General features: G+C 64.3%; 22 protein-coding genes and 2 tRNA genes. 13 read left to right on the top strand and 11 right to left on the bottom strand.

Annotated elements, in window-relative coordinates; all coding sequences use genetic code 11:
• Positions 1 to 15: 15 nt before the first annotated feature.
• The 3 genes from FFS60_RS16725 to FFS60_RS16715 form a co-directional block, all read right to left on the bottom strand.
• A complete protein-coding gene (locus FFS60_RS16725; RefSeq protein WP_137822593.1) occupies positions 16 to 2,421 on the bottom strand; it encodes a GGDEF domain-containing protein in 2,406 nt (801 codons plus the stop codon).
• A 146-nt stretch (positions 2,422 to 2,567) separates the two neighbouring features.
• Positions 2,568 to 2,644 (bottom strand) — tRNA-Met (locus FFS60_RS16720).
• Between the two features lie 114 nt (positions 2,645 to 2,758).
• Positions 2,759 to 2,835, bottom strand: a tRNA-Met gene (locus FFS60_RS16715).
• Positions 2,836 to 3,027: 192 nt separating this feature from the next.
• On the opposite strand from FFS60_RS16715, the gene dinB reads away from it, so the two are divergent.
• A complete protein-coding gene (gene dinB / locus FFS60_RS16710) occupies positions 3,028 to 4,083 on the top strand; it encodes a DNA polymerase IV (protein ID WP_137822592.1) in 1,056 nt (351 codons plus the stop codon).
• Between the two features lie 246 nt (positions 4,084 to 4,329).
• Here the strand turns inward: dinB and FFS60_RS16705 are convergent, their stop codons facing one another.
• The 4 genes from FFS60_RS16705 to FFS60_RS16690 are packed head-to-tail and all read right to left on the bottom strand — an operon-like array spanning position 4,330 to position 9,015.
• Positions 4,330 to 4,737 carry an META domain-containing protein gene (locus tag FFS60_RS16705; protein ID WP_028627548.1) on the bottom strand — a complete coding sequence of 136 codons (408 nt, stop codon included), beginning with the start codon at positions 4,735 to 4,737 and terminating at the stop codon, positions 4,330 to 4,332.
• The gene (locus tag FFS60_RS16700) at positions 4,734 to 5,174 is read right to left on the bottom strand and encodes a hypothetical protein (RefSeq protein WP_028627549.1); all 441 of its coding nucleotides are present in this window, start codon (positions 5,172 to 5,174) and stop codon (positions 4,734 to 4,736) included. Before FFS60_RS16700 ends, FFS60_RS16705 begins: the two co-directional genes overlap by 4 nt.
• 35 nt (positions 5,175 to 5,209) lie before the next feature.
• On the bottom strand, positions 5,210 to 6,193 hold the full coding sequence (locus FFS60_RS16695; RefSeq protein ID WP_028627550.1) for a 2-hydroxyacid dehydrogenase: 984 nt from the start codon (positions 6,191 to 6,193) through the stop codon (positions 5,210 to 5,212).
• Between the two features lie 59 nt (positions 6,194 to 6,252).
• A complete protein-coding gene (locus FFS60_RS16690; RefSeq protein WP_137822591.1) occupies positions 6,253 to 9,015 on the bottom strand; it encodes an ATP-binding protein in 2,763 nt (920 codons plus the stop codon).
• A 114-nt stretch (positions 9,016 to 9,129) separates the two neighbouring features.
• Here FFS60_RS16690 and FFS60_RS16685 point away from each other — a divergent pair, with 114 nt between their 5' ends.
• The 7 genes from FFS60_RS16685 to FFS60_RS16655 all read left to right on the top strand — a co-directional run bounded on the left by FFS60_RS16685 (position 9,130) and on the right by FFS60_RS16655 (position 16,778).
• The gene (locus FFS60_RS16685) at positions 9,130 to 9,843 is read left to right on the top strand and encodes a response regulator transcription factor (protein WP_036997034.1); all 714 of its coding nucleotides are present in this window, start codon (positions 9,130 to 9,132) and stop codon (positions 9,841 to 9,843) included.
• Complete coding sequence (locus tag FFS60_RS16680) at positions 9,840 to 11,192, top strand: sensor histidine kinase (protein ID WP_137822590.1); 1,353 nt, start codon at positions 9,840 to 9,842, stop codon at positions 11,190 to 11,192. The genes FFS60_RS16685 and FFS60_RS16680 overlap by 4 nt, the downstream gene beginning before the upstream one ends.
• 185 nt (positions 11,193 to 11,377) lie before the next feature.
• Positions 11,378 to 13,645 carry a FepA family TonB-dependent siderophore receptor gene (locus FFS60_RS16675; RefSeq protein WP_137822589.1) on the top strand — a complete coding sequence of 756 codons (2,268 nt, stop codon included), beginning with the start codon at positions 11,378 to 11,380 and terminating at the stop codon, positions 13,643 to 13,645.
• A gap of 14 nt (positions 13,646 to 13,659) precedes the next feature.
• On the top strand, positions 13,660 to 13,965 hold the full coding sequence (locus FFS60_RS16670) for a hypothetical protein (protein ID WP_036997035.1): 306 nt from the start codon (positions 13,660 to 13,662) through the stop codon (positions 13,963 to 13,965).
• On the top strand, positions 13,962 to 14,909 hold the full coding sequence (locus FFS60_RS16665; RefSeq protein WP_137822588.1) for an alpha/beta hydrolase: 948 nt from the start codon (positions 13,962 to 13,964) through the stop codon (positions 14,907 to 14,909). Before FFS60_RS16670 ends, FFS60_RS16665 begins: the two co-directional genes overlap by 4 nt.
• Entirely contained in the window at positions 14,906 to 16,438 is a 1,533-nt protein-coding gene (locus tag FFS60_RS16660; protein WP_137822587.1) for a PepSY domain-containing protein, read from the top strand. The genes FFS60_RS16665 and FFS60_RS16660 overlap by 4 nt, the downstream gene beginning before the upstream one ends.
• Before the next feature lies 1 nt (position 16,439).
• On the top strand, positions 16,440 to 16,778 hold the full coding sequence (locus tag FFS60_RS16655; protein ID WP_028627558.1) for a DUF3325 domain-containing protein: 339 nt from the start codon (positions 16,440 to 16,442) through the stop codon (positions 16,776 to 16,778).
• 87 nt (positions 16,779 to 16,865) lie between these two features.
• Here the strand turns inward: FFS60_RS16655 and FFS60_RS16650 are convergent, their stop codons facing one another.
• Positions 16,866 to 17,657, bottom strand: a complete 792-nt coding sequence (locus FFS60_RS16650; RefSeq protein ID WP_028627559.1) for a tetratricopeptide repeat protein — start codon at positions 17,655 to 17,657, stop codon at positions 16,866 to 16,868.
• Complete coding sequence (locus FFS60_RS16645; RefSeq protein ID WP_137822586.1) at positions 17,658 to 18,338, bottom strand: Fe2+-dependent dioxygenase; 681 nt, start codon at positions 18,336 to 18,338, stop codon at positions 17,658 to 17,660.
• Positions 18,339 to 18,824: 486 nt separating this feature from the next.
• Here FFS60_RS16645 and cysM point away from each other — a divergent pair, with 486 nt between their 5' ends.
• The 5 genes from cysM to FFS60_RS16620 all read left to right on the top strand — a co-directional run bounded on the left by cysM (position 18,825) and on the right by FFS60_RS16620 (position 24,862).
• Positions 18,825 to 19,736 (top strand): cysteine synthase CysM, encoded by a 912-nt coding sequence (gene cysM / locus FFS60_RS16640; RefSeq protein WP_137822585.1) that lies wholly within the window; start codon positions 18,825 to 18,827, stop codon positions 19,734 to 19,736.
• Positions 19,723 to 21,075 (top strand): 23S rRNA (uracil(1939)-C(5))-methyltransferase RlmD, encoded by a 1,353-nt coding sequence (gene rlmD / locus FFS60_RS16635; protein ID WP_137822584.1) that lies wholly within the window; start codon positions 19,723 to 19,725, stop codon positions 21,073 to 21,075. The genes cysM and rlmD overlap by 14 nt, the downstream gene beginning before the upstream one ends.
• Before the next feature lie 83 nt (positions 21,076 to 21,158).
• The gene (gene relA, locus FFS60_RS16630; RefSeq protein ID WP_028627563.1) at positions 21,159 to 23,405 is read left to right on the top strand and encodes a GTP diphosphokinase; all 2,247 of its coding nucleotides are present in this window, start codon (positions 21,159 to 21,161) and stop codon (positions 23,403 to 23,405) included.
• A gap of 65 nt (positions 23,406 to 23,470) precedes the next feature.
• Positions 23,471 to 24,301 (top strand): nucleoside triphosphate pyrophosphohydrolase, encoded by an 831-nt coding sequence (gene mazG / locus FFS60_RS16625; protein ID WP_028627564.1) that lies wholly within the window; start codon positions 23,471 to 23,473, stop codon positions 24,299 to 24,301.
• Between the two features lie 21 nt (positions 24,302 to 24,322).
• Positions 24,323 to 24,862 carry a DUF2058 domain-containing protein gene (locus FFS60_RS16620; RefSeq protein ID WP_028627565.1) on the top strand — a complete coding sequence of 180 codons (540 nt, stop codon included), beginning with the start codon at positions 24,323 to 24,325 and terminating at the stop codon, positions 24,860 to 24,862.
• A gap of 325 nt (positions 24,863 to 25,187) precedes the next feature.
• Here the strand turns inward: FFS60_RS16620 and FFS60_RS16615 are convergent, their stop codons facing one another.
• Positions 25,188 to 25,463: a Rho-binding antiterminator gene (locus tag FFS60_RS16615; protein WP_028627566.1), complete on the bottom strand. Its 276-nt coding sequence runs from the start codon at positions 25,461 to 25,463 to the stop codon at positions 25,188 to 25,190.
• 173 nt (positions 25,464 to 25,636) lie between these two features.
• On the bottom strand, positions 25,637 to 26,353 hold the full coding sequence (locus tag FFS60_RS16610; protein WP_137822583.1) for a DUF3108 domain-containing protein: 717 nt from the start codon (positions 26,351 to 26,353) through the stop codon (positions 25,637 to 25,639).
• Positions 26,354 to 26,356: the final 3 nt, after the last annotated feature.

The following is a 26,356-nucleotide window of genomic DNA, read 5'->3' as shown; positions in this document are numbered from 1 at the left end:
GCCTGGGGGCGTCGGTCAGTGCCAGACCGAGCGGGTCTCCCAATCGCGGAACTGATCGGCGGGTATCGGCTGGCTGATCTTGTAGCCCTGGGCAATGTCGCAGCCGTACTGACCGAGCTGGTTGAGGGTCAACTGGTCTTCCACTCCTTCGGCCACCACCGTCAGGTCAAGGTTGTGGGCCAGTTCGATGATGGAGCGGACAATTTTCGCCGAGCCGTCGTTGCTGGTCATGTGGGTGACGAAGGACTGGTCGATCTTCAGCGAGTCCACCGGCAGCTTCTGCAGGTAGGCGAGGGACGAGTAGCCGGTGCCGAAGTCATCGATGGTCAGGTGCGCGTCCAGCTCCTTGAGCGCGGACAGGGTCTGCAGCGAGGCCACCGGGTCTTCCATCAGCGCGCTTTCGGTCAGTTCGAACTCGATCCAGTGGGGCTTTGCGCCCCAGGTGGCGAAGGAACCCTGGATGCGTTCCAGAAGCCGCGGGTCACGCAGGTCGTGGGCCGACAGGTTGACCGAGATCGGTCGCTCATCGCCCTCTTCATGCCAGGCATAGCGTTGGCCCAGGGCGGTATCCAGCACCCAGAGCGTCAGCGGGGTGATCAGCCCGGTGTTTTCCGCCAGGCGCACGAACTCGTCCGGCGGCAGCATACCGTGCTGCGGGTGGCGCCAGCGCACCAGGGCTTCGGTGCCGCAAACGCGGTTGCTGGCGATGTTGACCTTGGGTTGGTAGTAGAGCAGCAGCTCGTTGCGATCGATGGCGCGGCGCAGGTCGCCCATCAGCGTCAGGTGCTGGGCACATTCCTGGTCGAGTCCGCCCTGGAACACCGCGAAGCCGGCGTTGGAGCGCTTGGCCTGTTCCATGGCGCTGCCGGAACGGCGGATCAACGCCTCGGGCGCCGTGCCGTGGCCGGGGTAGAGCGCAATGCCGATGCTGGCCCGTGCTTCCAGATAGAGGCCGGACAGTTCCACCGGGTCGTACAGCGCCGTGAGTATCTGCTTGGCCAGTTGCGACGCCTGCTCGGCGCCGCTATTGGGCATGAGCACGGCGAACTCGCACTCACCCATGCGCGCCACGATGCGTTCGGCACCCACCACCTGTTTGAGGCGGGCGGCGATCTCGATCTGCAGGCGGTCGCCTTCGCGGTAGCCGAGGGTTTCGTTGATTTCCTGGTTGCGGGCGATCTCCAGCTGCAGCAGGCCGAAGGGGCGCCTTTCCTGGCGAGCGTTGACGATGGCGGTATCCAGCAACTCGCGCAGGCGTACGCGATTGGGCAAGCCGGTCAGGGTGTCTTCATAGGCCATCCTGCGGATCGTCGCTTCGGCTTCCATGGCGCGGGCGCGGGTACGCAGTGTGGTAATGCCAAAGCCCAGGTCATTCGCCATGGCGAGAAGCAGTTCCACTTCCGTCTCATCGAAGGCGTCGGCATGGGCCGCCATGATCACCAGCATGCCGATGAGGTGTTCCTCGGCCCGCAGGGGCAATGCCAGCGCCGCGGCGAAACCGTACTCGCGAGCTTCCTGGTGCAGCGCGGCGGCAGGGTCGTTGAGCAGGTCACGCATCACCAGCGGGTCGCCGGCCTGCAGGGCGGTTTCCAGCTGGCTGTGAAAACCGTCGTCATGGCCGCCCGCTCCCCAGCCCTGGCAGATGCCATTGGCAGCGTTGCAGGCCATCACTTTATAAGGGCGTGCCGGATCGTCCTGAAGGTAGTCGACCCAGGCCTGGCGATAGCCGCACTCGTCTACCAGCACCCGGCAAATCTCCGCCAGCAGCGGTGTTTCATCGTTGGCGTGGATCACCGCATGGTTGACCGCCACGCGGGTGGCCAGGGCTCGATTGAGGGCGTCGACCTGGAGCTCGGCCTGTCGACGCATGGCCTTGCCGCGCAAGGCCTGGAGTCCGAAAGCGAGGTCGTCGGCGGCCTCGCTGAGCAGTTCCAGTTCCCGCTCGCCGAAGGCATCCGGCTCCTGGGCGCAGATCGCCAGGGCACCGAAAACCTGGCCGTCCACCCGCAGGGGCAGGGACAGGACCGAGGCAATGCCGTGGGTGATGGCGCTTTCCCGCCATGGGCTGAGCCTGGGGTCGGTGAGGATATTGCGCGTGATGGTCGGGGTGCCGGTGCGGATGGCCGTGCCGGTGGTGCCGTGTCCGCGCTCACGGTCGGCCCAGGTGATGTTGAGAGACTCCACATAGGCCCGATCGAGCCCAACGTGGGCGAGGGGTGTCACCGACTGCGCTTCATCATGCTCAGCGCGGCCGACCCAGGCCATGCGGTAGCCGCCTTCCTCTATCACGACCCGGCAGATTTCCTGGAACAGGAAGCACGGGTCTTCGGCGCGCAACAAGGCGCGGTTGCAGCCGCTCAAGGTGCGCAGTGCGCGGTTCAGGTATTCGACTTCCTCGCTGGAAGCGCAATAGGCGGGCATGACCAACCTCCACCGAGTGGATGGGTGCGCTTCAAGTATAGAGGTCGAGGTCTTGCCGGACGGGAGACTGACGAGCAGCCTGGACAGACGGAACTGGGGGAGGGGAAAAGAAAAAGGCCACTCCGAAGAGTGGCCTTTCTTGAAACTGGTTGCGGGAGCTGGATTTGAACCAACGACCTTCGGGTTATGAGCCCGACGAGCTACCAGACTGCTCCATCCCGCGCCGGCAATTCTACAGTTCTGAAGAGGGCTGTCAAACGATTTCTTTCATTTAAATCAAATACTTAATTCAGCCCAAACGAAAAAGGCCACTCCGAAGAGTGGCCTTTCCTGAAACTGGTTGCGGGAGCTGGATTTGAACCAACGACCTTCGGGTTATGAGCCCGACGAGCTACCAGACTGCTCCATCCCGCGGTCGCCATTCTACATTTCTGCAGGGGGCTGTCAAACGGTTTCGCAGAAAAATTCTTTTTCCCTCAAATATTTAGCAATCCGGGAGGCTTTTCGGGCGGCGCGCACCAGTGCGCTAGAGCGCCTGGGGAGCGCGCTGGCCTGGCTGCGGTATCATCGCCTGCTACCGGAATTGCGCTCGCGCCACTGACCCTCATGCCGCAACGAAAAATCATCCACATTGACTGCGACTGCTTCTATGCCGCCATCGAGATGCGCGATGACCCGGCGTTGGCGGGCAAACCCCTGGCAGTTGGCGGCTCTCCGGACAAGCGCGGGGTCGTGGCGACCTGCAATTATGACGCGCGCGCCTACGGGGTGCGCTCGGCGATGCCGATGCGTACGGCGGTCAAGCTGTGTCCGGACCTGACCATCGTCCGGCCGCGGATGGATGTCTATAAAGGTGTCTCGCGGCAGATCCACCAGATTTTCCGCGACTACACCGAGATCATCGAGCCGCTGTCCCTGGACGAGGCCTACCTGGACGTCTCCGACAGCCCGCACTTCAATGGCAGCGCCACGCGCATCGCCCAGGAGATTCGCCGACGGGTGGCGGCGGAGCTGCACATCACGGTGTCCGCCGGCGTGGCACCGAACAAGTTCATCGCCAAGATCGCCAGTGACTGGCGCAAGCCTGACGGCCTGTACGTGGTGAAGCCGGACCAGGTGGATGAGTTCATTGCTGCGCTGCCGGTGAACATGTTGCACGGCGTAGGCAAGGTGACCGCGGAGAAGCTGGCGCGCCTCGGCGTGCGCACCTGCGCAGACCTGCGGGATTGGAACAAGCTGGCGCTGGCGCGGGAGTTTGGAAGCTTCGGCGAGCGGCTCTACAACCTGGCGCGGGGTCAGGATGATCGCATCGTGCAGGTCGATAACCGGCGGCAGTCCATCAGTGTGGAGAACACCTACGACCAGGATCTACCCAACCTGGACGCTTGCCTGGAGCGGCTGCCGGCCTTGCTGGACGAGCTGCGTGGACGCATGGCGCGACTGGACAGCACCTACAAGCCGGACAAACCCTTCGTGAAGCTGAAGTTCCATGACTTCACCCAGACGACGCTGGAGCAGGCTGGCGCCCGCCGTGATCTGGACAGCTATCGGCAGTTGCTCAGCGCGGCGTTTGCCCGGGGCGACAAGCCGGTGCGCTTGATCGGCGTGGGCGTGAGGTTGCAGGACCTGCGCGGTGCGCACGAGCAACTGAACCTGTTCTGATGCGCGACCTGCTGTTCTGCAGGGGCGAATTCATTCGCTATGTCTGCGTTAGCTGTTGCGAGAGATTTGCCATCGGGCCAAGTGCTTTGTAGGCGATGCAGGTGCTTGCAACATGTAATACAGACAGAACCAATTCATTCGCCAAGCAGGCCGAAGGTCTGCCCTTCGACGCCGCGAGGGGCAGCGATGCTGCCCTTGGCGAATGAATTCACCTCTACATGGAAAGGACGGAGCGGCAGGAGGCGATCAGCCTTCCACCGGCCACAGCCGGATCGGCTTGCCTTCGGCTGGCCACAGGCGCAGCTGGTCGATGGGAGAAATGTCCCAACGCTGGACCTTGCCCAGGGCGTCGAGGAAGCGCTGTTCCTGCTCCATCAGCGCGGGGGCGCACATCTTGCGGGTGCTGCCGGCGGCGCCGAAGGTCAGTTGGCCGCCTTCCAGGGTGTAGGACGCGAACCAGTGGTTACAGCCGGCATTGCCGTAGGCGCGGTTGTCGTCGCCCAGGGTGATGGTCAGGTGGCTACGGTCGATCAGCGGGCGTTCGCCGATCCATTCCACCTGGTATGTCGTGCCGGTCTCCAGCTGCGGGCGATCGGTCGCGCAACCGGCGAGGGTAGCGGCCAGTGCGGCCAGCAGCAGGGCTTTCTTGGTCATTCAGCGTCCTCCTGACGACAGTTCGGGCAGTAGTGCTTGCCAGCGTGGCTGCGCCAGCCCAGCTCGGCGATGCGCGCTTCGGCGGCCGGTGCCTGGGCCTGTTTGCCAAGGCCGCCGTCGACGGCGAACTCGAAGTCCAGGCGTGCGCCGCAGGCGTCGCAGTCTACATGCCAGTTGTGAATCGAAAGTTCCTTGAAGACCGGGCCCTTGGCTACCGCCAGCCATTGGCCGGGCGGGTTGATCAGGTGGCGGACCTTGTCCACGGACAGGCGCATGCTGAGGTCACGGCTGCCCTTGAGGGTCACCAGCAGGGTGTCGCCGGCTTGGATCGAGCCGCCAGTACCCGTGACCTGGTAGAGACCCGGTGAGAGGGCGCGGCATTCGTTCAGGGTGTGGGCGGGGTTGAGCAGGTTGTAACGGAAATCGTGTTCGGCCATAGGTCCTCCGGAAGCGCCGCGCATCCTATCACGGCCTAGGCGTCCACCTGATTGCATGGTCGCCCGGCGGCCCATGCGGTGATGTTGTCCAGGGTGGTGCGGGCGATGGCGGACAGGGCTTCGCGGGTGAGGAAGGCCTGGTGGGCGGTGACGATCACGTTGGGGAACGTGAGCAGCCGCGCGAGCACGTCATCCTGCAGGGGAAGGTCGGATCGGTCTTCGAAGAACAGGTTGGCTTCTTCTTCATACACATCCAGGCCGAGGTAGCCGAGCTGGCCGGACTTCAGTGCGTCGATCAGCGCCGGGGTGTCGACCAGGGCGCCGCGCCCGGTGTTGATCAGCATGGCGCCGCGTTTCATCTGCTCCAGGCTCTGGGCGTTCACCAGGTGGCGGGTGGCGTCGTTGAGCGGGCAGTGCAGGCTGATGATATCGCTGTTGGCGAGCAGTTCCGGCAGGTCGACGTAGATCGCCCCAAGGGCCTCGACGCTGGCATTGCGCTGCGGGTCGAAGGCCAGCAGGCCGCAGCCGAAGCCGGCCATGATTCGGGCAAAGGTGGCCCCTATCTGACCGGTACCCATGACGCCGACGGTCTTGCCCACCAGGTCGAAGCCGGTCAGCCCGTGAAGGGTGAAGTCGCCTTCGCGGGTACGGTTGTAGGCGCGGTGCAGGCGTCGGTTGAGGGCCAGGATCAGCGCCACTGCATGCTCGGCGACGGCGTGGGGAGAGTAGGCGGGTACCCGCACTACAGTCAGGCCGAGGCGTTTGGCGGCGGCCAGGTCCACGTGGTTGTAGCCGGCCGAACGCAACGCGATCAGTCGGGTGCCGCCGTTGGCCAGGCGCTCCAGCGCAGCAGCGGAGAGGTCGTCGTTGATGAAGGCGCAGACCACGTCGAACCCGTTGGCCAGGGCTGTGGTGTCGAGCGTCAGCCGCGCCTGCTGGAAGTGCAGTTCGAAAGTGGGGCAGGCGCCGAGGAAGCTTTCGCGGTCATAGGCCTGGCTGCTGAACAGAATGGTGCGCATGGGTTCTCCTTGAGTGTTCAGCAGCATAGCTGGCGGTTGGCCATTGCACGTGCCTTGGGTCAAGCCTCCAGTCGTGCCACCTCGGCCAGGCGGGCGATGGCCGCATCCAATTCTTCAAGGGCCTGCGGGGCAGCCGGGTCGTTTTGCTTGAGCAGCGTTTCGCTGCGCTGGCAGGCGGCGCGCAGTTGCGGTACGCCGCAGTAACGGGTTGCACCGTGCAGGCGGTGGACCCGCTCCAGAAGGCTGGTGCGATCGCCGCTGCGCGAGGCCTGCTGGATGGCTTCGCGGTCGGCGTCGAGGGAAGCCAGCAGCATGGACAGCATGTCGGCTGCCAGATCGGCCTTGCCGGCCGCCAGGCGCAGCCCTTCCTCCGGATCCAGTACCTCCAGGCCGTTGTCGTAATGGCTTTCTCTGCCCTGGCCCTGGCGTTGCGTCGGCTGACTGCCGAGGCTGAGGCCACTCCACTTGAGCACCACCTGGGCCAATTGGCGTTCGCCAATGGGTTTGGTCAGGTAGTCATCCATGCCGCCCTGGAGCAGGGCGCGCTTTTCGTTGGTCAGGGCATGAGCGGTCAGGGCGACGATGGGCACCGGATCGATGCGTTGCTCGCTCTCCCAGCGGCGAATCGCTTCGGTGGCCTGGGTGCCGTCCATGCCGGGCATCTGCACGTCCATCAGGACCAGGTCGAAGCGCTCGCGCTGCACCGCTTCCACGGCGGCGAAACCGCTGTCGACCGCTTGGACCTCAGCCCCCATGTCGCTCAGCAGGGTTTGCACCAGGAGGAGGTTGGCCGGGTTGTCGTCAACGCAGAGCAGCCTTGGCGCGCGGCTGTTGTTCGGTTGCGGCAGGTCGATGCGCGGAGGACGCGGGCTGACCAGGCCACTCAGGGCCTGTTGCAGCTTGAGGGTGCAAGCCGGTTTGGCCTGCAACTGGCTATGGGCTTCGGGCAGGGCTCGGTGATAAAGCACCTGCTCGGTGGTGGGGCAGAGCACCAGGCTCTTGCAGCCGAGCTGCTCCAGTTCCCAGGCCCGTTGGCTGAGCTGCTCTGGCGAGAGCGTCTGGACGTCCGCACCGATCACGGCGAGGCCGATGGGGCGGTTGCTCAGGCGGCGCGCGGCGACGTCGTCGACCAGGGTGTCGATGCTGGGGTAGTCCAGCACCTCCAGGCCGCAATCTTCCAACTGATGGTGCAGCGATTGGCGGGTCAGCTCCTGGGGTTCGAGCACCGCCACGCGGCGGCCGTCGAGACTGTGCTGGGTGGCGTCGTCGATCTCGTCCAGGGATTTGGGCAGGCTGAGGGTGATCCAGAACTCCGAGCCCACGCCGGGCGTACTGCTGACGCCGATCTCGCCGCCCATCTGTTCGATCAGGCGCTTGGAGATCACCAGGCCAAGACCGGTGCCGCCGGCCTGGCGGGAGAGGGAGTTGTCAGCCTGGGTGAAGGCCTGGAACAGGGCGCGCAAGTCCGCGTCGGTGAGGCCGATACCAGTGTCCTGCACGCTGATGCGCAGTTGCGCCAGTTCGTCATCGCTGTCGTCCTCGAGCATGGCGCGCACAGCGATGGTGCCTTCGCGGGTGAACTTGATGGCGTTGCTGACCAGGTTGGTCAGCACCTGCTTGAGGCGCATCGGGTCACCCATCAGCTGCAGCGGGGTGTCGCGGTAGACCAGGCTGACGAGCTCCAGGCGCTTCTCGTGAGCGGCCGGGGCGAGGATGGTCAGGGTGTCCTGGACCAGATCGCGGAGATTGAACGGGATGTTCTCCAGGACCAGCTTGCCGGCCTCGATCTTCGAGAAATCGAGCACCTCGTTGATGATGCCCAGCAGGCTGTCGGCGGATTTCTCGATGGTGTTCAGGTAGTCCTGCTGACGCGAGGTGAGGTCGCTTTTCTTCAGCAGGTTGGTGAATCCGAGGATGCCATTGAGAGGGGTGCGGATCTCGTGGCTCATGTTGGCGAGGAACTCGGACTTGATGCGGCTCGCCTCCAGGGCCTCCTTGCGTGCCAGGTCCAGTTCGATGTTCTGGATCTCGATGGTCTCGAGGTTCTGGCGAACGTCCTCGGTGGCCTGGTCGATGTTGTGTTGCAACTCTTCCTGTGCCGTCTGCAAGGCCTCGGCCATGCGGTTGATGCCTGAGGCCAGCTCATCCAGCTCATGGCTGCCCAGGGGCGGCAGGCGGGTTTCCAGGCGGCCTTCCTTGAGCAGCGCGACGCCCTGTTTGATGCGCCGCAGCGGGTCGTTGATGGCGCGGCTCATGCGCAAGGCCAGCAGGGCGGTGACGCCCAGGCCGGTGGTGATCAGCAGCAGGCTGGCGAGCAGGCTTCGATAACCGCGGAGCAGGGTGCCTTGGTGGGACATCTCCAGCTCCACCCAGCCCAGCAGGTTGTCGTTGGACAGCGGTGCGTTGTCGCCGGACAGCACCCGGTGACGCTCGAACACGGGCTGCAGGAATCGGGTGGCATCGGTGTTGCTCTTCAGGGCGAGGTTGTCGCCCTCGCCGTCAGGGCTCTCATTGAGCATGCGCGGCCCGGCGTGGGCGAGGCGCTTGTGGTCGGCGCCAATGAAGCTCACCGAGCGCACATCAGCCTGGTCCAGTGCGTGGTCGGCAATCCGCTCCAGCAGCACGGCATCGCCGCGGATCAGGGCGGGCGCGGCGAGTGGCGCCAGGTGTTCGGCGATCATCTGGCCGCGTTGAAGTAGTTGGGCTTGCATGTCGGCCTGCTGCACCCAGGTGAAATAGCCGCCCAGCACCAGCGCCAGCAGGCTGGTTGGCAGCAGCGTCAGCATGAGCACACGGCCCTTGATGCCCAGATCCTTGTACACGCCACTCCTCCCAATGCGCTTTCCGCGCAGTGTAGCGACTCATTGGATGGGAATCTTCCGGCAGTTTTGCCACAATTCGCATACGGTAATTTTTCGCATTTGCAGGTTATTTTCATGCAGGTCACACCCCGTGCCCCCGCTCGCATCCTTGCCATCGAGGACGATCCCCTGCTGGCAGCCCATTTGCACGATCACCTGCGTGGTCGTGGCTTCGATGTCACGCTCCGCCACGACGGCAAGGAGGGCCTGGGGCTGGCCCGCGAGGAAGACTTCGATCTGATCCTCATGGACATCCTGCTGCCAGGCTGCAACGGCCTGGATGCGCTCGCCCACTTGCGCCGCGAACGCAAGGTGCCGGTGATCCTGATGTCCGCCCTGGGTGCGGAGCAGGATCGCATCGCTGGTTTCAGCCAGGGCGCCGACGACTACCTGCCCAAGCCCTTCAGCATGGGCGAGATGGAGGTGCGCATTGAAGCCGTGCTGCGCCGCGTTGCCTACGAGCGGGTGGAAGCGTCGGTGGAACCCAACCAGGACCCGCAACTGGATTTCGTCGATAACCGCAATGACGTTCGCCTGGGCGAGCAGTGGGCGGGGTTGACCCCCACCGAGTACCGGCTGCTCGATCTACTCTCGCGCAACGCCGAGGAGGTGCTGAGCAAACCCTTCCTCTATCAGCAGGTGCTGCACCGCGCCTTCTCCCAGCATGACCGTGTGCTGGACATGCACGTCAGCCACATTCGCCGCAAGCTGCACGCCGTCGGGTACAGCGCCGGGCGGTTGGAAACGGTCTGGGGCAAGGGTTACCTGTTGACGCGCCAGCCATCATGAGGCTGCCCGGGCGCCATTCGCTGTTCTGGAAACTGGCGGTTCTGCTGGTGGCTTTCTGCTTGCTGGTGCTTTGGCTCAGCCGGTCCTGGAGTGCCTATGTGGAGCTACGTAGCTACCGCCTGACGCAAGCGGCCCGCGAGCAGCTCACGGCCTATGCCCATGAGGCGGAAACGGCCTGGATGCTTGGAGGCGCCAGGGGCGTCGATGCCTGGGTCGCGGACATGGCGACCCGCGAGTCGAGTTGGGTCGCGGTGATCGGCAGCGACCTGCAGTCCCTTGGCAGCCGCCCCTTGAGCGTGGAGGAACGCAGCCACCTGACCTTCATGCGGCGGATCGACTGGCCCATGAGCAAGCGTGCAGTCGGATTGCCGACCGTAAGCTTGCCTTTTCCGGGCAATCCGCACGCCGGCCAGTTGGTGATTCAGCTGCCCGAGCGCTTCCTGCCCAGTGGCTTCGGCATGGCCTGGCAACTGGTAATCCACGGTCTGGTACCTGGGGCGCTGGCGTTGTTGCTCTGCGTGCTGCTCTATCGCGTGCTGATTTCACCCCTGACTCATCTGCGCGAGCAGGCCAACGCCCTGCGCGGAGACCGCCTGGGCACGCGTGTCGCCCGGGCGGTCAGTACCCGGCAGGACGAGTTGGGCGAGTTGGGGCGCGCGTTTGACCATATGGCCGGACGCCTGGAAAACACGGTCGCCTTCCAGCGCCAGTTGCTACGGGACCTGTCCCATGAACTGCGCACCCCCCTCAGTCGCCTGCGTGTCGCCAGCGAAGGTGCCGACGACATCGAAGCACTGCGCCAGCGCCTGGAACGCGAGGTGCGCAGCATGGAGAGCCTGGTCAACGACACCCTCGAACTGGTCTGGCTGGACACGGATCGTCCCGAGTTGCCTCTGGAGGAGGTGGAGGTGGCCTCCCTCTGGGAGGTGCTGCGGGAAAACGCGTCCTTCGAAGCGGGTTGGGATGTGGCTCGCATGCCTTGCGAACTGGGGCCGGAGTGCCGGGTACGTGGCCATCTCAACGGCCTGGCCCAGGCCTTGGAGAACATTCTGCGCAACGCCATCCGTCATTCGCCGGAGGCTGGCCATGTGCGCCTGGGAGGCCGTCAGGACGGGGGGCACTGGCATCTCTGGGTCGATGATGAAGGCCCCGGAGTCGCCGACAGTCAGCTGGAAACCATCTTCATGCCCTTCACCCGGCTGGCGGCTGAAAGGCCAGGCGGCGATGGCTTCGGCCTGGGGCTGTCCATCGCCAGAAGCATGGTGCGCCTTCAGGGCGGCGAACTCTGGGCGGAAAACACAGGCACCGGTCTGCGCATGAACCTGCGGCTGCAAACGTATACTTTGTAAATTAGATTTACTATCAAATAGGAATAAATAGCATTTGCGCCAATTCCCGAGCCGACAGCGGGGCAGGCCGGATAGTTCCGGCCAGGCAGGGCGCATTCGCCATCTGATCCTTTAGCTCGACGTGTCGCCCTTCACAGGGCGCCGTTTCCTTCGGCCCGGGTTCACCCGCGTCAAGGAGATGGAGCATGCAACCGCGTTTCAAACTCAGCCACCTGACCCTGGCCCTGCTGGCGATGTCCGCGCCTGGCCTCGGCTTCTCCGCCACCCTGGAACTCGAGGGTGACGAAGTGCCGGTGGAGTCCACTGACCTGCCGGTTCCCGGTACCCGCCAGGCCATGGAGCTGGAAGAAACCCGCGTGCTGGGCACTGCCGAAGAGGAGCTGAAGCAGGCGCCGGGTGTGTCCATCATCACCGCCGAGGACATCCAGAAGCGTCCGCCGGTGAACGACCTGTCCGAGATCATCCGCCGCGAGCCGGGCGTCAACCTCACGGGAAACAGCACCAGCGGCAGCCGTGGTAACAATCGTCAGATCGACCTGCGCGGCATGGGGCCGGAGAACACCCTGATCCTCATCGACGGTAAACCCTCCACCTCGCGCAACGCCGTGCGCTATGGCTGGAACGGTGACCGCGACACGCGCGGCGAAACCAACTGGGTACCGGCCGAGCAGGTCGAACGCATCGAGATTCTCCGTGGCCCGGCGGCGGCCCGTTATGGCTCGGGTGCCATGGGGGGCGTGATCAACATCATCACCAAACGTCCGACGGACAAGCTGAGCGGCTCGGTCACCGCCTTCACCTCGCTGCCTGAAGACGACGCCGAAGGCATGAGCAAGCGCACCAACTTCAGCCTCAGCGGCCCGCTCGCCGATGCCCTGTCTTTCCGAGTCTACGGCGGCGTGAGCAAGACCGACGCCGACGATGCCGACATCAACGCCGCTCACCAGGCAAGCGATGATTCGGTAGTCGCCGGTCGTGAAGGTGTTCGAAACAAGGACGTCAACGGCCTGCTCAGTTGGCAGCTGACGCCGGAACAGACCCTTGACCTGGAAGCCAGCTACAGCCGCCAGGGCAACATCTATACCGGCGACACCATGAACAACAACGCAGGCGGCAACCCGGACTTCATCAGCAGCCTGATCGGCAAGGAAACCAACGTCCTGCAGCGCACCAGCTATGCGCTGACCCATTCCGGCGACTTCGATTGGGGCTCTTCGACGGCGTCCCTCGGCTATGACTACACCCGCAACTGGCGCCTCAACGAGGGCCTGGCCGGCGGACCTGAGGGCGCGCCCAGCGAAGGCTCCGGCGATTTCACCTCGCGCCTGCGCAACACCCGCGCCAACGCCGAAGTGAACCTGCCACTGAGCTTCGGTCTGGAGCAGGTGCTGACACTGGGCACCGAGTACCTCTACGAGACCCTCAATGACCCGGGCTCCATGCGCGCGCAGAGCTTCGATCCCGGCACCGGCGCCGTGCCGAGCCTGGCAGGCTTCGACCGCAACAGCACCAAGACCTCGGCCTACAGCTACGCCTTCTATGCCGAGGACAATATCGAGCTGGGGGCGGACACCATCGTCACGCCGGGCCTGCGCTACGACAATCACCAGGACTTCGGCCCCAACTGGAGCCCCAGCCTGAACGCGTCGCACCAACTGACCGACGAACTGACCCTGAAAGGCGGCATCGCCCGCGCCTACAAGACGCCGAACCTCTACCAGTCCAATCCCAACTATCTGCTATACAGTCGCGGCAACGGCTGCAACGCGAACGAAACCAACAGCGGCGGCTGCTACCTGGTTGGCAACCCGGACCTGGAACCGGAAATCAGCGTGAACAAGGAAATCGGCCTGGCGCTGGATAAAGGGACCTGGCGGACCAGCGCGACCTACTTCCGCAACGATTACAAGAACAAGATCGTCGGCAGCAACGATTTCGCCTTCCGCCTGGCCAACGGTCGTCGTGTGCAGCAGTGGGAGAACGCCGGCAAGGCGGTGGTCGAGGGGGTCGAGGGCAACCTCTTCGTCGCCCTGGCACCGAATCTCGACTGGAACACCAACGTCACCTACATGATCGAGTCAGAGAACCGCGACACCGGCGAGCCGCTGAGCATCATCCCCGAATACACCATCAATACGTCGCTGGACTGGCGCGCGACCGAGCAGCTCTCCTTCCAGGTCAATGCCACCCATTACGGCAAGCAGGAAGCGCCATCGCTCAACCCGCGCACCGACCAGGCCTACGACAGCAGCGCGCAGCAAGATGTCGACCCGTACTCCCTGGTGGGCATCAGCACTGGCTACGAGTTCAACAAGAACTTCAGCGTGCGCCTGGGGGTGAACAACCTGTTCGACAAGCGCATTTATCGTGAGGGCAACGCCGGCGACGCGGGCGCCAACACCTACAACGAGCCGGGGCGCGCTTACTTCGCCTCCTTCACTACCGCCTTCTGAGGGTTGGCAAGTCGATGATCGCCAGGTGGTTCGCCTGGGTTGCGCCAGCCTGGCTGGCGGTGCTGTCACGCAGCACCGCCGCCTTGCTTGGTGGCTACCTGTTCAGTTACGCCTTCACCGCCGCCCTGGCCCGGCTGTCGCCCCTGGACGGGGCGGACGCGGTGATAGTCGCCACGCTGCCGTCCTTTGCCGTCTTCACCTTCGCCATCCTCTGGGCCTTCTCCGCGCGCAGTGCGTGGAAGGCCTGGTTGCTCGCCGCCTGGGCGTTGCCGCTGGCGGCAGTGGGCTTCTGGCCGCAACTGTTGGAGTGGGTGGCATGAGGCAGCTGCTGCTCGTCCTGCTGTGCTGCTGGCCCTGGCTTTCGGAAGTCCAGGCCAGGCCCGACCTGGACAAGGCTGTTGCGCCCGGTGTCGCTGAGCAGGGCTCTGCGTATTACCGGTTCCAGTCGCTGGTGGTGACGTCCGCCGACGGCTTGCGCGGTTACCAGGTGCGAATAGGCATTCCTCGGCGATTGCCGTCGGCGGCCGGCTATCCGGTGATCTACCTGCTCGATGGCAACGCCGCAATCGAGGCACTACGCGAGGAGTGGCTGGCCGAACTGGACCGCGCCGATCCGCCCGTGCTGGTTGCCATTGGTCATGCTGGGAACCGTCGCTTCGACGTGGCGATGCGGACCTACGACTACACGCCACCGATGGGCGTCGAGCCGATCTGGGATGACCTCGAACAGACCCGCCGCGCCGGCGGGGCAGAGCAGTTCCTCGGGCTGATCGAGACCAGGCTCAAGCCGCAGGTGGCGGAACTGGCGTCCATCGATCCCGGACGTCAGGCCCTTTGGGGGCACTCCTACGGCGGATTGTTCGTGCTCTACAGCCTGTTCAGCCGGCCCGATGCCTTTCAATCCTACGCAGCGGCGAGTCCATCGCTGTGGTGGCGGGACGGTTACCTGCTGCAACTGGAGAAACGCTTCGGTGGCCTCGCCGCCGGCCAGCGCGCGCGCTTGCTGATGACCAAGGGTGATGCGGAACAGTCGTCGCGGGTACCGGCCAATGCTGCGGAGCGGGCGCGGCGGCTCCAGCGTGAATCCGTTCCCCCCGAAGCGGCGCGCGAGCTGGCGCGACGCCTCGGCCAATGGCCCGGCCTTGTCACTCGCTATATCGAATTTCCGGGGCTTGGGCATGGCCCGGCCCTGGCCGCCTCATTGCTGCCCGCGTTGCGAATGGCCGCTGGGGTTTCCCTTGAGCACCTGGAGGTTCAGCCGTGAAGAACACCTTCACCCAATCCATGGCCTGGCTGCACACCTGGGGTGGCCTGCTGTTCGGCTGGTTGCTGTTCGCCATTTTCCTTACCGGCACCCTCGCAGTGTTCGATCAGGAGATCGACAACTGGATGCGTCCGGAAGTACCGGAGCGAGCGGTCTCCCAGGTTGAGTCGGCCGAGCGCGCGTTGACCTGGCTCGGCGAGCACAAGGCCGACGAGAGGATCTGGAGTATCAGCCTGCCCAGCGAACGGACACCGGACCTGGTGGTTTCCACCGGTGGCCGGCGCCACGGCGGCGGCCAACACCTTGATCCAGCCACGGGCGAGCCGATCGCCGTACGTGAGACCGCTGGCGGTCTGTTCTTCTTCCGTTTCCACTTCACCCTCGACCTGCCGCGAAACATTGGCATCTGGGTGGTCGGGCTGGCGGCTATGGCGATGCTCGCGGCTCTGGTTTCCGGCATCGTGATCCACAAGAAGATCTTCAAGGAGTTCTTCATTTTCAGGCCCGGCAAGGGCCAGCGTTCCTGGCTCGATGGCCACAACGCCAGCGCAGTGCTGTTGCTGCCGTTCCACCTGATGATCAGCTACACCGGCTTGGTCATCTTCTTTCTCATCTATATGCCCGCGGCGGTGGACGCCCTGTTCGAGGGTGACTTCCGTGCCTACGCCGAGGCCCAGCACGGCCATCATCACGCGCCGAGCCCGCGTGGGCCGGTAGCGGCCGCGCCGCTGACCGACCTGGGGGCGGTGCTGGCCGAGGCGGAGCGGAGGATGGGACCCGTGGGCGGTGTGGTGATCCAGAACCCTGGACGTGCCGATGCGCGTATCGAGGTTCGGCGTGTGCTGGGCAACCGCATCGCACTGACCAAAGGGCAGAACATGGTCTTCGACGGGGTGACCGGTGAGTTGCTGGAAGGGCCGCCAGAGATGCGGGCGGCCCAGCTCACCCAGCGGGTGATGGCCGGCCTGCATTTCGCTCAGTTCGGCGGTTATCCCATGCGCTGGCTCTACTTCTTCTGTGGCCTGGTGAGCAGCGCGATGATCGCAACCGGTCTGGTCCTCTTCACCGTCAAGCGCCGCCGTCGGCCCGATGCAGAGGGCGCCGTAGCCGCCGCTCTCTACCGGGCTGCCGAGCGGCTGAATGTGGCGGTGGTGGCTGGCCTGACCCTGGCCTGCGTGGGCCTGCTCTGGGCCAACCGTCTGTTACCGGTGGAGTTGACGCAGCGGGGTACCTGGGAAGTGCGGGTGTTCTTCGCCCTCTGGGTCCTTAGTCTGGGGCATGCCTGGCTGCGCCCGTACCTTGCTGCCTGGCGCGAACAATTGGGGCTGGCGGCGTTGCTTTGCCTGGCCTTGCCGCTGGCCAGCTTCCTGGGCCTGGAGGCGCCCTGGACCGAGCGAAGCCGGCTGTTGCTGGAACTCACTGCCATGGCGTGTGGCTTGCTGCTGGCCTGGACGGCGCATAGGGTTCGGCCCGCTGCCGATCGATCGACTGCGCGTCGCCCATCCCGCACGCTGGCGGAGGTGAACTGAAATGATTGCAGGATTTCTGTCAGGCCTGTGGCTCGCCTATGGCGGGATGCTGGCGCTGTGCATAGGACTGGAGCGTCATTTCAAACAGGTCTGGCAGTGCTTGCCAACGCCTCTGCTGCGCCGGGGTCTGCGAGCGGGCGGTTGGTTTGGCCTGGGTCTGAGTCTGGTTGCCAGCGTTGGTGCCTGGGGCTGGGCCATGGGGCCGGTGGGCTGGTTCGGCCTGATTTCCCTGGCGGGTTTTGCGCTGGTCCTGTTGCTGCCCTACCGGCCGCGCCTTGCGGTTTGGCTGCCCCTGGGCGTGGCGCCGATAGTGGCGTTGGTCTGGCTGATGGGGCTGTGAAGCCCTGGAGAACACAGGGCATCGCGCGCTGTACGTGGACTAATCTGCCCGGCCAACGCCTGCCGGAAACCGCGCGGTAAGGCGGGGTCAGGCGCATGTATAGGCCGCCAGTGCCTGGCGATCGCTTTCGTCGCCAAGCTCGGCGGCGCGCTGGTGGTAAGCAAGGGCGAGCGCACGCAGTTCTGCCTGCGGCGCTCGGGCGAGGCTGGCGCGACTGACCCGGAGGAAGTTCAGGTTACCGCCCGCCAGGGCCTTGTGCAGCCAGTGCAAGGCTTCGTCCAGTTGACCGTCATCCGCCAGTACGGCGGCGTGACTGAACTGACCGCGGAAGTCACCGCCTTCGGCTGAGCGGCGATACCAGTCCCGGGCTCGCTCCATCGACGGCTCGACGCTGATGCCTTCTTCGTAATAACGGCCTGTCAGGTTCATCGACTTGGCATGACCCATCTCGGCAGCCCGCAGGTAGAGGGCGAATGCCTGGCTCTGGTTCTTTTCCACCCCGCGTCCGGATGCCAGCAGGCCCGCATAGTTGTACATCGCCCAATCCAGCCCGGACTCCAGGGCACGGCAGTACTCACGAGCAGCTCCGGACAGGTCGACTGCGCCGCCCCAGCCCTGCTCCAGGCAGCGGCCCAGCATGTTGCGGGCCATGGCGTCGCCGCCCTCGGCAGCAATACCGAACCAGGTTCGCGCCAGCGTGGCGTCCTGTTCGATGCCTTGGCCGTCGAGGAGAATCTGGCCCAGTAGCGTCTGCGCCTCGGTCACACCCTCGCGCGCTGCAGCCAGAATGGTTCGTGCGGCTTGGCGCGGATCGGCAGCGAGGCGTTCGGGCAGTTCATCGACACCCAGGGTTTCGGTGCGACTCAGGGTGAAGTTCATCTAGACCTCGGCCCAGCGGCGCAACAGGTTGTGGTAGTTGCCTGTGAGCTGGAGCAGGGCTGGGTGGTCAGGCACGTCGCGGGCGAGGCTCTGGATCGCCTGGTCCATCTCGAACAGCAGGGCACGCTGGCTGTCCTCGCGGACCATGCTCTGCACCCAGAAGAAGGAGGCCAGTCGTTCGCCACGGGTGACCGGCTCCACTTTATGCAGACTACTGGCGGGGTAGATCACCAGGTCGCCAGCGGCCAACTTGACGCGATGAGCGCCATAGGTGTCCTGGATCACCAGGTCGCCGCCCTCGTAGGACGCCGGTTCGCTGAAGAACAACGTGGCGGACACATCGGTGCGCACCTGTTCGGGACTGCCCTTGATGGCACGTACGGCATTGTCGATGTGGTAGCCGAAGGTGCCGCCGCCGCGGTAGCGGTTGAACAGGGGCGGGTACACCTTGTTCGGCAGTACTGCGGACATGAATTGGGGGTTGTTCCACAGGCGCTGCAGCATGGCGGTACTGATCTCGCGCGCCAGTGGGTCGCCTTCGGGCAGTTGCTCGTTGTGCTTGGCCTTTGCCGACTGGTAGCCCGCGGTTGTCTTGCCGTCGGCCCATTCGGCCTGTTCCAGGGCCTCGCGGATACGCGCTGCTTCGTCGGTCGTGAAGATACCGGGAATGTGCAGGAGCATGGCGGATCACCGGGGAGAAATGGAGAGGAGGCGAATAGTATTTATTTTCATTAAGACTGTAAAACCGCAGCTCCTCCGGTAATTTCCGAATTCAGGCCGGGTGCGAAGGCTATGTCTGCATGGCGTGTTGCAAGCAACTGCATTGCCCGTAGGAGCTGGCTTGCCAGCGAATGGCCCCGTTTCGCTGGCAAGCCAGCTCCTACAAGGCTCTTGCCCGCCGGGAAATCTCTCGCAACAGCTAACGCAGACATGGCAGGTGCGAAAGCCAAGGGAGCGCCGGCAAGCCCGGTGTCCACAGTTGCCGACCAGGCTGCCTGTCAGCGGTGCCTTCCGGAGCAATGAAGCATTCGGCGAGGCTTCAGGGAAACGCTGGTTTCGGTACATATATATAGCTGCACGCCATAAGCCGAAACGCTTGCGCCATATGGCGTTGCGCGGTTTGCCGCTATCATATGCACCCCCTGCGTCTGGATTGCGAAGCCCGCCATGACCCTGCAGTACCCCACAATCGCCGATTGCATCGGCCACACCCCGCTGGTGCGTTTGCAGCGGCTGGCCGGCGACACCAGCAACACCCTCCTGGTCAAGCTCGAAGGCAACAACCCCGCCGGCTCGGTCAAGGATCGCCCGGCCCTGTCGATGATCACTCGCGCCGAACTGCGCGGTGACATCAAGCCCGGCGACACGCTCATCGAGGCCACGTCCGGCAACACCGGCATCGCCCTGGCGATGGCTGCGGCCATCAAGGGCTACAAGATGATGCTGATCATGCCGGACAACATGAGCGCCGAACGCAAGGCTGCCATGACCGCCTACGGTGCCGAGCTGATTCTGGTGAGTCGCGAAGAAGGCATGGAGGGCGCTCGTGACCTGGCCGAAAGCCTGCAGCGCGGTGGTCGCGGCAAGGTGCTGGACCAGTTCGCCAACGGTGACAATCCGGAAGCCCATTACGTGGGTACTGGCCCGGAAATCTGGCAGCAGACCCAGGGCACCATCACCCATTTCATCAGCTCCATGGGCACCACCGGCACCATCATGGGTGTGTCGCGCTACCTCAAGGAGCAGAACGAAAATATCCAGATCGTCGGCCTGCAACCCCAGGAAGGCTCGGCCATCCCTGGCATCCGCCGCTGGCCTCAGGAATACCTGCCGAAGATCTACCAGTCCGACCGTGTCGATCGCGTGGTCGACATGGCCCAGATCGAAGCCGAAGAAACCATGCGTCGCCTGGCCCGCGAAGAAGGCATCTTCTGCGGTGTTTCCTCCGGCGGCGCCGTGGCAGCCATGCTGCGCCTGTCCCGCGAAGTAGAGAATGCTGTGATGGTGGCGATCATCTGCGACCGTGGCGATCGTTATCTCTCCACCGGCATCTACGAAGACCCCAATGTCCCGGCGTAACACCGGTCTGCGCTTCCAGCCCAGCGGCGGAACGCGGACCCAGCAAGTCCCCGTGGGCAAGAAGCAGCGGCTCGCCATCGAGCGGCTGGCTCACGACGGACGCGGCATTGCCTTCTTCGAAGGACGCACCTGGTTCGTCGCCGGCGCCCTTCCGGAGGAGGAGGTGGAAGTCCGTGTAGTCGCCGCCCGCAGCCAGGTGGTGGAAGCCCGTACCGAACGCGTGCTGAGCCCCAGTCCAATGCGTCTCGTGCCGCCGTGCGCTCATGCGGGTCAGTGCGGCGGCTGCACCTTGCAACACCTGCCCCATGCCGAGCAGGTCGCCCTGAAACAGCGCACCCTGGCTGAGCAGCTCATGCGTTTCGCCGACCTCCAACCGCAGGAGTGGGTGGCCCCACTTGTGGGGACCGAATTCGGTTATCGGCGCCGTGCCCGCATCGCCGTGCGTTGGGATGCCAGGACCCGCCAGCTGGAAGTCGGATTCCGTGCGGCTTCCAGCCAGGCGATAGTCGGGATCAAGGATTGCCAGGTACTGGTACAGCCCTTGCAGCCCGTGATGCGCGCGTTGCCCGATCTACTCAGGGCTTTGGATAAACCCCAGACAGTCGGTCATGTGGAGCTGTTCCACGGCACCGCGTCGGCGTTGCTGTTGCGCCACACTCAGTCCCTGGGCGAGGCCGACCTCCAGCGCCTGCGCGAGTTCTGTGCGGAGCATCAGGTGCAGTTCTGGCTGCACGGAGAAGGTGAGCCTCACCCCGTCCAGCCGGAAGCACGCCTGGGCTATCGCCTGGAGCGCTGGAACCTGGAACTTGAATATCGCCCCGGCGATTTCGTCCAGGTGAATGCGGCAGTCAACGAGGCAATGGTGGCGCAGGCGCTAGACTGGATGAACCCGCAGCCGGGCGACCGGGTGCTGGACCTGTTCTGCGGGCTTGGCAACTTCGCCCTGCCCCTGGCGCGCCAGGTGCGTGAAGTGGTGGCGGTGGAAGGTGTCGAGGCGATGGTGGAAAGGGCGCGTGGCAATGCCGCCGCCAATGGCCTGGAGAATGTGCACTTCTTCCAGGCCGACCTGTCGAACCCCCTGGCCAATGCGCCCTGGGCCCGACAGGGTTTTGATGCCGTGTTGCTCGATCCGCCGCGTGACGGCGCGTTCGAAGCCGTTCGGCAGATGGCCGCAACCGGTGCGCAACGAGTGGTCTATGTATCCTGCAACCCGGCGACCCTGGCGCGTGACAGCGCCGAACTGGTCAAGCAGGGATACCAGCTGAAGAAGGCCGGGATTCTCGACATGTTTCCTCATACGGCCCATGTCGAAGCCATGGCGTTATTCGAGGTGGGCTAGGAAGCCCGCGTAATCCGACCGGCACGACAGAGGCTGGCGACAATTCGACGTGAGGGGTTCACGTCGTAGGGAAGGTAGGCAAGATGGTACAGGTGAGAGCGCAACAGCCGGTCAATACGGACGGCAGCATCAACCTCGAGGCGTGGCTGGACCATGTCATCAGCCTCGACCCGGTGCTCGACCGCGCGGTACTCAAAGAGGCGTGTGAGTTCGCCCGTGACGCCGAACAACAGGCCATCGCCGCCCAGAATCGCTGGGCGGAAGGCAACTCCAGTTTCCAGACGGGTCTCGAGATCGCCGAGATCCTCGCTGACCTGAAGCTGGACCAGGAGTCCCTGGTGGCTGCGGTGATCTACCGTGGCGTGCGTGAAGGCAAAATCCAGCTCCCGGCCGTGCAGCAGCGTTTCGGTGCGGTGGTGGCCAGGCTGATCGAAGGCGTGCTGCGCATGGCCGCCATCAGTGCCAGTCTCAATCCCCGGCAATCCATGGTGCTCGGCACTCAGGCGCAGGTGGAGAATCTGCGCAAGATGCTGGTGGCGATGGTCGACGATGTGCGCGTGGCGCTGATCAAGCTGGCCGAGCGTACCTGTGCCATTCGTGAAGTGAAGAACACCGACGAAGAGAAGCGTCACCGCGTTGCTCGCGAGGTGTTCGACATCTACGCGCCGCTTGCCCACCGTCTCGGTATCGGCCACATCAAGTGGGAGCTGGAGGACCTGTCCTTCCGCTATCTGGAGCCGGACCAGTACAAACAGATCGCCAAGCTGCTCCACGAGCGCCGCCTGGACCGCGAACAGTACATCGCCGACGTGATGAAACAGCTGCGCGAGGAGCTGGCCGCCACCGGCATCAAGGCCGATATCAGCGGCCGCGCCAAGCACATCTATTCCATCTGGCGGAAGATGCAGCGCAAAGGGCTGCAGTTCAGCCAGATCTACGACGTGCGCGCCGTTCGGGTCCTGGTGCCCGAGTTGCGCGATTGCTATACCGCACTCGGCATCGTCCACACCCTCTGGCGACACATACCCAAGGAGTTCGACGACTACATCGCCAACCCCAAGGAAAACGGCTATCGATCCTTGCACACCGCCGTGATCGGTCCGGACGGCAAGGTGCTGGAGGTGCAGATCCGCACCCACGCCATGCACGAGGAGGCCGAACTGGGGGTCTGCGCCCACTGGCGCTACAAGGGCACTGACGTCAAGTCGAGCTCCGACCACTACGAAGAGAAGATCGCCTGGCTGCGCCAGGTGCTCGAATGGCACGAGGAACTGGGCGACATCGGTGGCCTGGCCGAGCAGCTGCGGGTGGATATCGAGCCCGACCGCGTCTATGTCTTCACCCCCGATGGACATGCCATCGATCTGCCCAAGGGTGCCACGCCGCTGGACTTCGCCTATCGGGTCCATACCGAGATCGGCCACAACTGCCGTGGCGCCAAGATCAACGGGCGCATCGTGCCCCTGAACTACAGCCTGCAAACCGGCGAGCAGGTGGAGATCATCACCGGCAAGCAGGGCTCTCCCAGCCGCGACTGGCTCAACCCGAACCTGGGCTACATCACCACCTCCAGGGCGCGGGCGAAGATCGTCCACTGGTTCAAGTTGCAGGCCCGCGACCAGAACGTCGCGGCCGGCAAGGCCATGCTCGAGCGCGAGCTGTCGCGCCTGGCGCTGCCGCCGGTGGACTTCGAGAAGCTGGCCGAGAAGTGCAATCTGCGCACGGCCGAAGACATGCATGCGGCCCTGGGTGCCGGTGACTTGCGCCTGGCCCACGTGGTCAATGCCGCCCAGGCCCTGGTGGAACCCGAGCGTGGTGCCAGCGAGCAGTTGGAGCTGATACCGCGCAAGATCTCCCATCACAAGCCGGGCAGGCGCGGCGACGTGCAGATCCAGGGCGTTGGCAACCTGCTGACTCAGATGGCGGGCTGCTGCCAGCCTCTGCCGGGCGATCCGATCGTGGGCTACATCACCCTCGGCCGTGGTGTCAGCATCCACCGTCAAGACTGTGCCTCGGCCCTGCAACTGGCCGGCCGCGAGCCCGAGCGGATGATCCAGGTGAGCTGGGGGCCGGCGCCGGTGCAGACCTACCCGGTGGATATCGTCATTCGCGCCTACGACCGCTCCGGCCTGTTGCGCGACGTGTCCCAGGTTCTGCTCAACGAACGCATCAACGTGCTCGCGGTCAACACCCGCTCCAACAAGGAAGACAACACCGCCGCCATGATGCTGACCATCGAGATTCCTGGTCTGGATGCGCTGGGCCGGCTGCTGGCGCGGATCGCCCAGTTGCCGAACATCATCGAAGCGCGGCGTAACAGAGCCGCCTGATCCTCTTGCCGGGTGGGGGCTTATCCCGCCCGGCAAGATGCCAGGATTCGCCACAGGACCCCGTCATGTATCAACTCAACGACCTGCTGCACCTGATGGCCAGGCTGCGCGACCCTCAGTACGGCTGCCCCTGGGACCTGAAGCAGGACTACGCGAGCATCGTTCCGCACACCATCGAAGAAGCCTACGAAGTGGCCGATGCCATCGAGCGCGGTGACTTCGACCACCTGCCAGGAGAGCTCGGTGACCTGCTGTTCCAGGTGGTGTATTACAGCCAACTGGCGAAGGAGGACGGGCGATTCGAGTTTGCCGGCGTGGTGGATGCCATTACCCGCAAGCTGGTTCGTCGCCATCCTCACGTGTTCCCCGACGGTGACCTCTACGGCGCACCCGACATGGCGCGCCTGGAAGAGGCGGCGATCAAGCAGCGCTGGGAAGAGATCAAGGCGGAGGAACGTGCTGAAAAGGCCGTCGCGCCTGAGCAGTTATCGCTGCTGGACGACGTGCCCACCGCGTTGCCTGCCCTGAGTCGCGCCGCCAAGCTGCAGAAACGGGCTGCCCAGGTGGGCTTCGACTGGCCCGAGGCGCTGCCGGTGATCGACAAGCTGCGCGAAGAGCTGGATGAGGTGCTGGAGGCCATGTCCGAGAACGATCCGCAGGCCATCGCCGATGAGGTGGGCGACCTGCTGTTCGTCGTGGTCAACCTGGCGCGTCACCTCAAGGTCGACCCGGAAACCGCACTGCGCGGCGCCAATGGCAAGTTCGAGCGACGCTTCCGTTTTATCGAACAGGCATTGCGCGATGCGGGCCGTCCCATTGAAGATTGCACCCTGGAAGAACTGGATGCCCTCTGGGGCGAAGCCAAGAAACAGGAAAAACTCAGCCTTGGCTGTTAACTCGAGAGACTGAACCCCGACATGAGCCTTTCCCTCCGCGACCAGCTGCTTAAAGCCGGGCTGGTGAATGAAAAGCAGGTCAAGCAGGCCGGCAAGCAGCAACAGAAACAACAGCGCCTGGAGAAGAAGAACCAGGTCGAAAAGGATGACAGCCTGCGTCAGGCAGCCATTCAGGCCCAGGCCGAGAAAGCCGCACGCGACCAGGAACTGAATCGCCAGCAGCAGGAGAAAGCCGAGCAGAAGGCCAGGGCAGCGCAGATCAAGCAACTGATCGAAAGCTCCCGCCTGCCCAAGCTGACCAGCGACGACTACTACAACTTCGTCGACGAGAAGAAGGTCAAGCGTATCGCCGTCAACGCCTTGATGCGCGACAAGCTGAGCCGTGGCTCCCTGGCCGTCGTCCGCCATGGCGGCGGCTACGAAGTGATCCCGCGTGATGCCGCCCTGCGCATCCAGGAGCGCGACCCGCGTCGGGTGGTGCTGCTCAACACCCAGACCGAAGAGCCGGATGCTGACGATCCGTACGCCGCCTACAAGGTGCCGGACGATCTGATGTGGTGATGCGGTGAAGAGACCGGGCCTTGTGCCCGGTTTGCTTTTGGAGTGGCGTCTGGCCAGCTACGGGGTGTCGAGGATTGTGGAAAACCAGCGATCGGGACTGCCAATCCGGGGTCGGTCCTCGAACCTGTGGGGGCCGCACCTACCTGGAGCAGGACTGCGTTAGCTGTTGCGAGAGGTTTACCAGCGGGCCAGGAGTCTTGTAGGAGCTGGCTTGCCAGCGAAACGGGGCCATTCGCTGGCAAGCCAGCTCCTACGGGCAATGCAGCTGCTAGCGCAAACATAGCCAATGAATTCGCCCCTGCAGCCCGGATGCAGTCGGGGTGGCTCAGCAGATCTGATTTCCCAGCAACACCCGCCCGAAACTCGCCCCCTCCGTCAGTGGCGTGATCGCCGTGATCTGGTCCAGGCGCAAGCGTTCCTGGCCCCCCTCGTTTTGCACGATCAGGAACTCTTCCTTGTTCGGCGTCGTCAGGGTGGTCATGGCGCGGGCATCCAGGCGGGCGCCGCCGGCCAGTTCGATGTGCAGCTGGTAGCGGTGCAGGCAGGCGATCTCGATGTAGTCGTAAAGGTCGCAGGAGAGCGGCAGGTATTCGTCGGTCATGGCGGTTTCCTCTGCAGCGTGCCGGTAAATCAGCATAGGCGCTGTCGGCGCGCCCCGGCTTTCCTTCAAGTATCGGCCTGTTTCGTCCATCCAGGGCACGACCAAGGTACGGCGTGCATTCCTGCGGGCACAAAAAACCGGGCACTGCGCCCGGTTCTTCGTGAGGGGAGGTGTTACTCCGGCAGGCCTTGTACCGACTTGCCGTTCACCGTGCCCTCCTTGAGCATGATCTGGTATTCCTTGCCGTCCTTCTCGACCTGGTGCAGGCGCACCAGCAGGTAGTCCCAGTCCTTGGCGAACCAGAGCACGGTCTTGCGGCTGCTCTGGGTAGGGTCACGTACACGCTCGACCTTGATGGCGTCCACCAGGCCGGCTTTGGTGCGCACGCGCTCCTCGCCCAGTACGCGGAAATCGTAGGTCTCGATCTCGTCGCCGTCGATCACCTGGTAGCTCATGCTCTTCTTGCCGTCAGCGACGTCATGCTGCAGCACCAGCTGGTAGGTGGATTTGTCTTGCAGGCCACGGTTCAGGGGCAGGCGCACCTGATTGCCGCGGTCATTACCGATGATCTGCTTCTGGGCCCAGTCGAAATCGAATTCCACCTGCTTGCTCTTGCCCAGGCCGCTGCGGTTGAAACGGTAGGTCAGAGGCAGAAAGGCATTGTTTTCGACGCGGAAGGTGCTCACTTCGCTCAGGCTGGCGACCAGCATGGCGGCTTCGAAGTCCAGTTCCCAGCGACCGTTTTCGAGCTGCTTCAGGCTGCGGCCGGCAGTGCCGCTGATGGGAAGCTGTTTCCAGTCGGCGGTGTAGCTGGCCTCGAAGGGTTTCAACTCGGCCGCCATGACGGGCAGAGTGACGAGGGCGAGGAGCAACAGCAAGGCACGACGCATTGG

The sequence above is a fragment of the Pseudomonas sp. D(2018) genome, assembly GCF_005502555.1.
GTDB lineage: Bacteria > Pseudomonadota > Gammaproteobacteria > Pseudomonadales > Pseudomonadaceae > Metapseudomonas > Metapseudomonas resinovorans.
The sequence above is the reverse complement of the archived record's forward strand: the minus strand, read 5'-3'. Positions and strand labels throughout refer to the sequence as shown.

Coding starts and splice junctions, on each gene's coding strand:
- FFS60_RS16645 (WP_137822586.1), bottom strand. CDS start 18,338: ATGCTCCTGCACATTCCCGGTATCTTCACGACCGACGAAGCAGCGCGT.
- FFS60_RS16725 (WP_137822593.1), bottom strand. CDS start 2,421: ATGCCCGCCTATTGCGCTTCCAGCGAGGAAGTCGAATACCTGAACCGC.
- FFS60_RS16695 (WP_028627550.1), bottom strand. CDS start 6,193: ATGCGCACCATTCTGTTCAGCAGCCAGGCCTATGACCGCGAAAGCTTC.
- FFS60_RS16615 (WP_028627566.1), bottom strand. CDS start 25,463: ATGACCGACGAATACCTGCCGCTCTCCTGCGACCTTTACGACTACATC.
- FFS60_RS16705 (WP_028627548.1), bottom strand. CDS start 4,737: ATGACCAAGAAAGCCCTGCTGCTGGCCGCACTGGCCGCTACCCTCGCC.
- mazG (WP_028627564.1), top strand. CDS start 23,471: ATGTATCAACTCAACGACCTGCTGCACCTGATGGCCAGGCTGCGCGAC.
- dinB (WP_137822592.1), top strand. CDS start 3,028: ATGCCGCAACGAAAAATCATCCACATTGACTGCGACTGCTTCTATGCC.
- FFS60_RS16700 (WP_028627549.1), bottom strand. CDS start 5,174: ATGGCCGAACACGATTTCCGTTACAACCTGCTCAACCCCGCCCACACC.
- cysM (WP_137822585.1), top strand. CDS start 18,825: ATGACCCTGCAGTACCCCACAATCGCCGATTGCATCGGCCACACCCCG.
- relA (WP_028627563.1), top strand. CDS start 21,159: ATGGTACAGGTGAGAGCGCAACAGCCGGTCAATACGGACGGCAGCATC.
- FFS60_RS16675 (WP_137822589.1), top strand. CDS start 11,378: ATGCAACCGCGTTTCAAACTCAGCCACCTGACCCTGGCCCTGCTGGCG.
- FFS60_RS16655 (WP_028627558.1), top strand. CDS start 16,440: ATGATTGCAGGATTTCTGTCAGGCCTGTGGCTCGCCTATGGCGGGATG.
- FFS60_RS16620 (WP_028627565.1), top strand. CDS start 24,323: ATGAGCCTTTCCCTCCGCGACCAGCTGCTTAAAGCCGGGCTGGTGAAT.
- FFS60_RS16680 (WP_137822590.1), top strand. CDS start 9,840: ATGAGGCTGCCCGGGCGCCATTCGCTGTTCTGGAAACTGGCGGTTCTG.
- FFS60_RS16685 (WP_036997034.1), top strand. CDS start 9,130: ATGCAGGTCACACCCCGTGCCCCCGCTCGCATCCTTGCCATCGAGGAC.
- FFS60_RS16665 (WP_137822588.1), top strand. CDS start 13,962: ATGAGGCAGCTGCTGCTCGTCCTGCTGTGCTGCTGGCCCTGGCTTTCG.
- FFS60_RS16650 (WP_028627559.1), bottom strand. CDS start 17,657: ATGAACTTCACCCTGAGTCGCACCGAAACCCTGGGTGTCGATGAACTG.
- rlmD (WP_137822584.1), top strand. CDS start 19,723: ATGTCCCGGCGTAACACCGGTCTGCGCTTCCAGCCCAGCGGCGGAACG.
- FFS60_RS16670 (WP_036997035.1), top strand. CDS start 13,660: ATGATCGCCAGGTGGTTCGCCTGGGTTGCGCCAGCCTGGCTGGCGGTG.
- FFS60_RS16610 (WP_137822583.1), bottom strand. CDS start 26,353: ATGCGTCGTGCCTTGCTGTTGCTCCTCGCCCTCGTCACTCTGCCCGTC.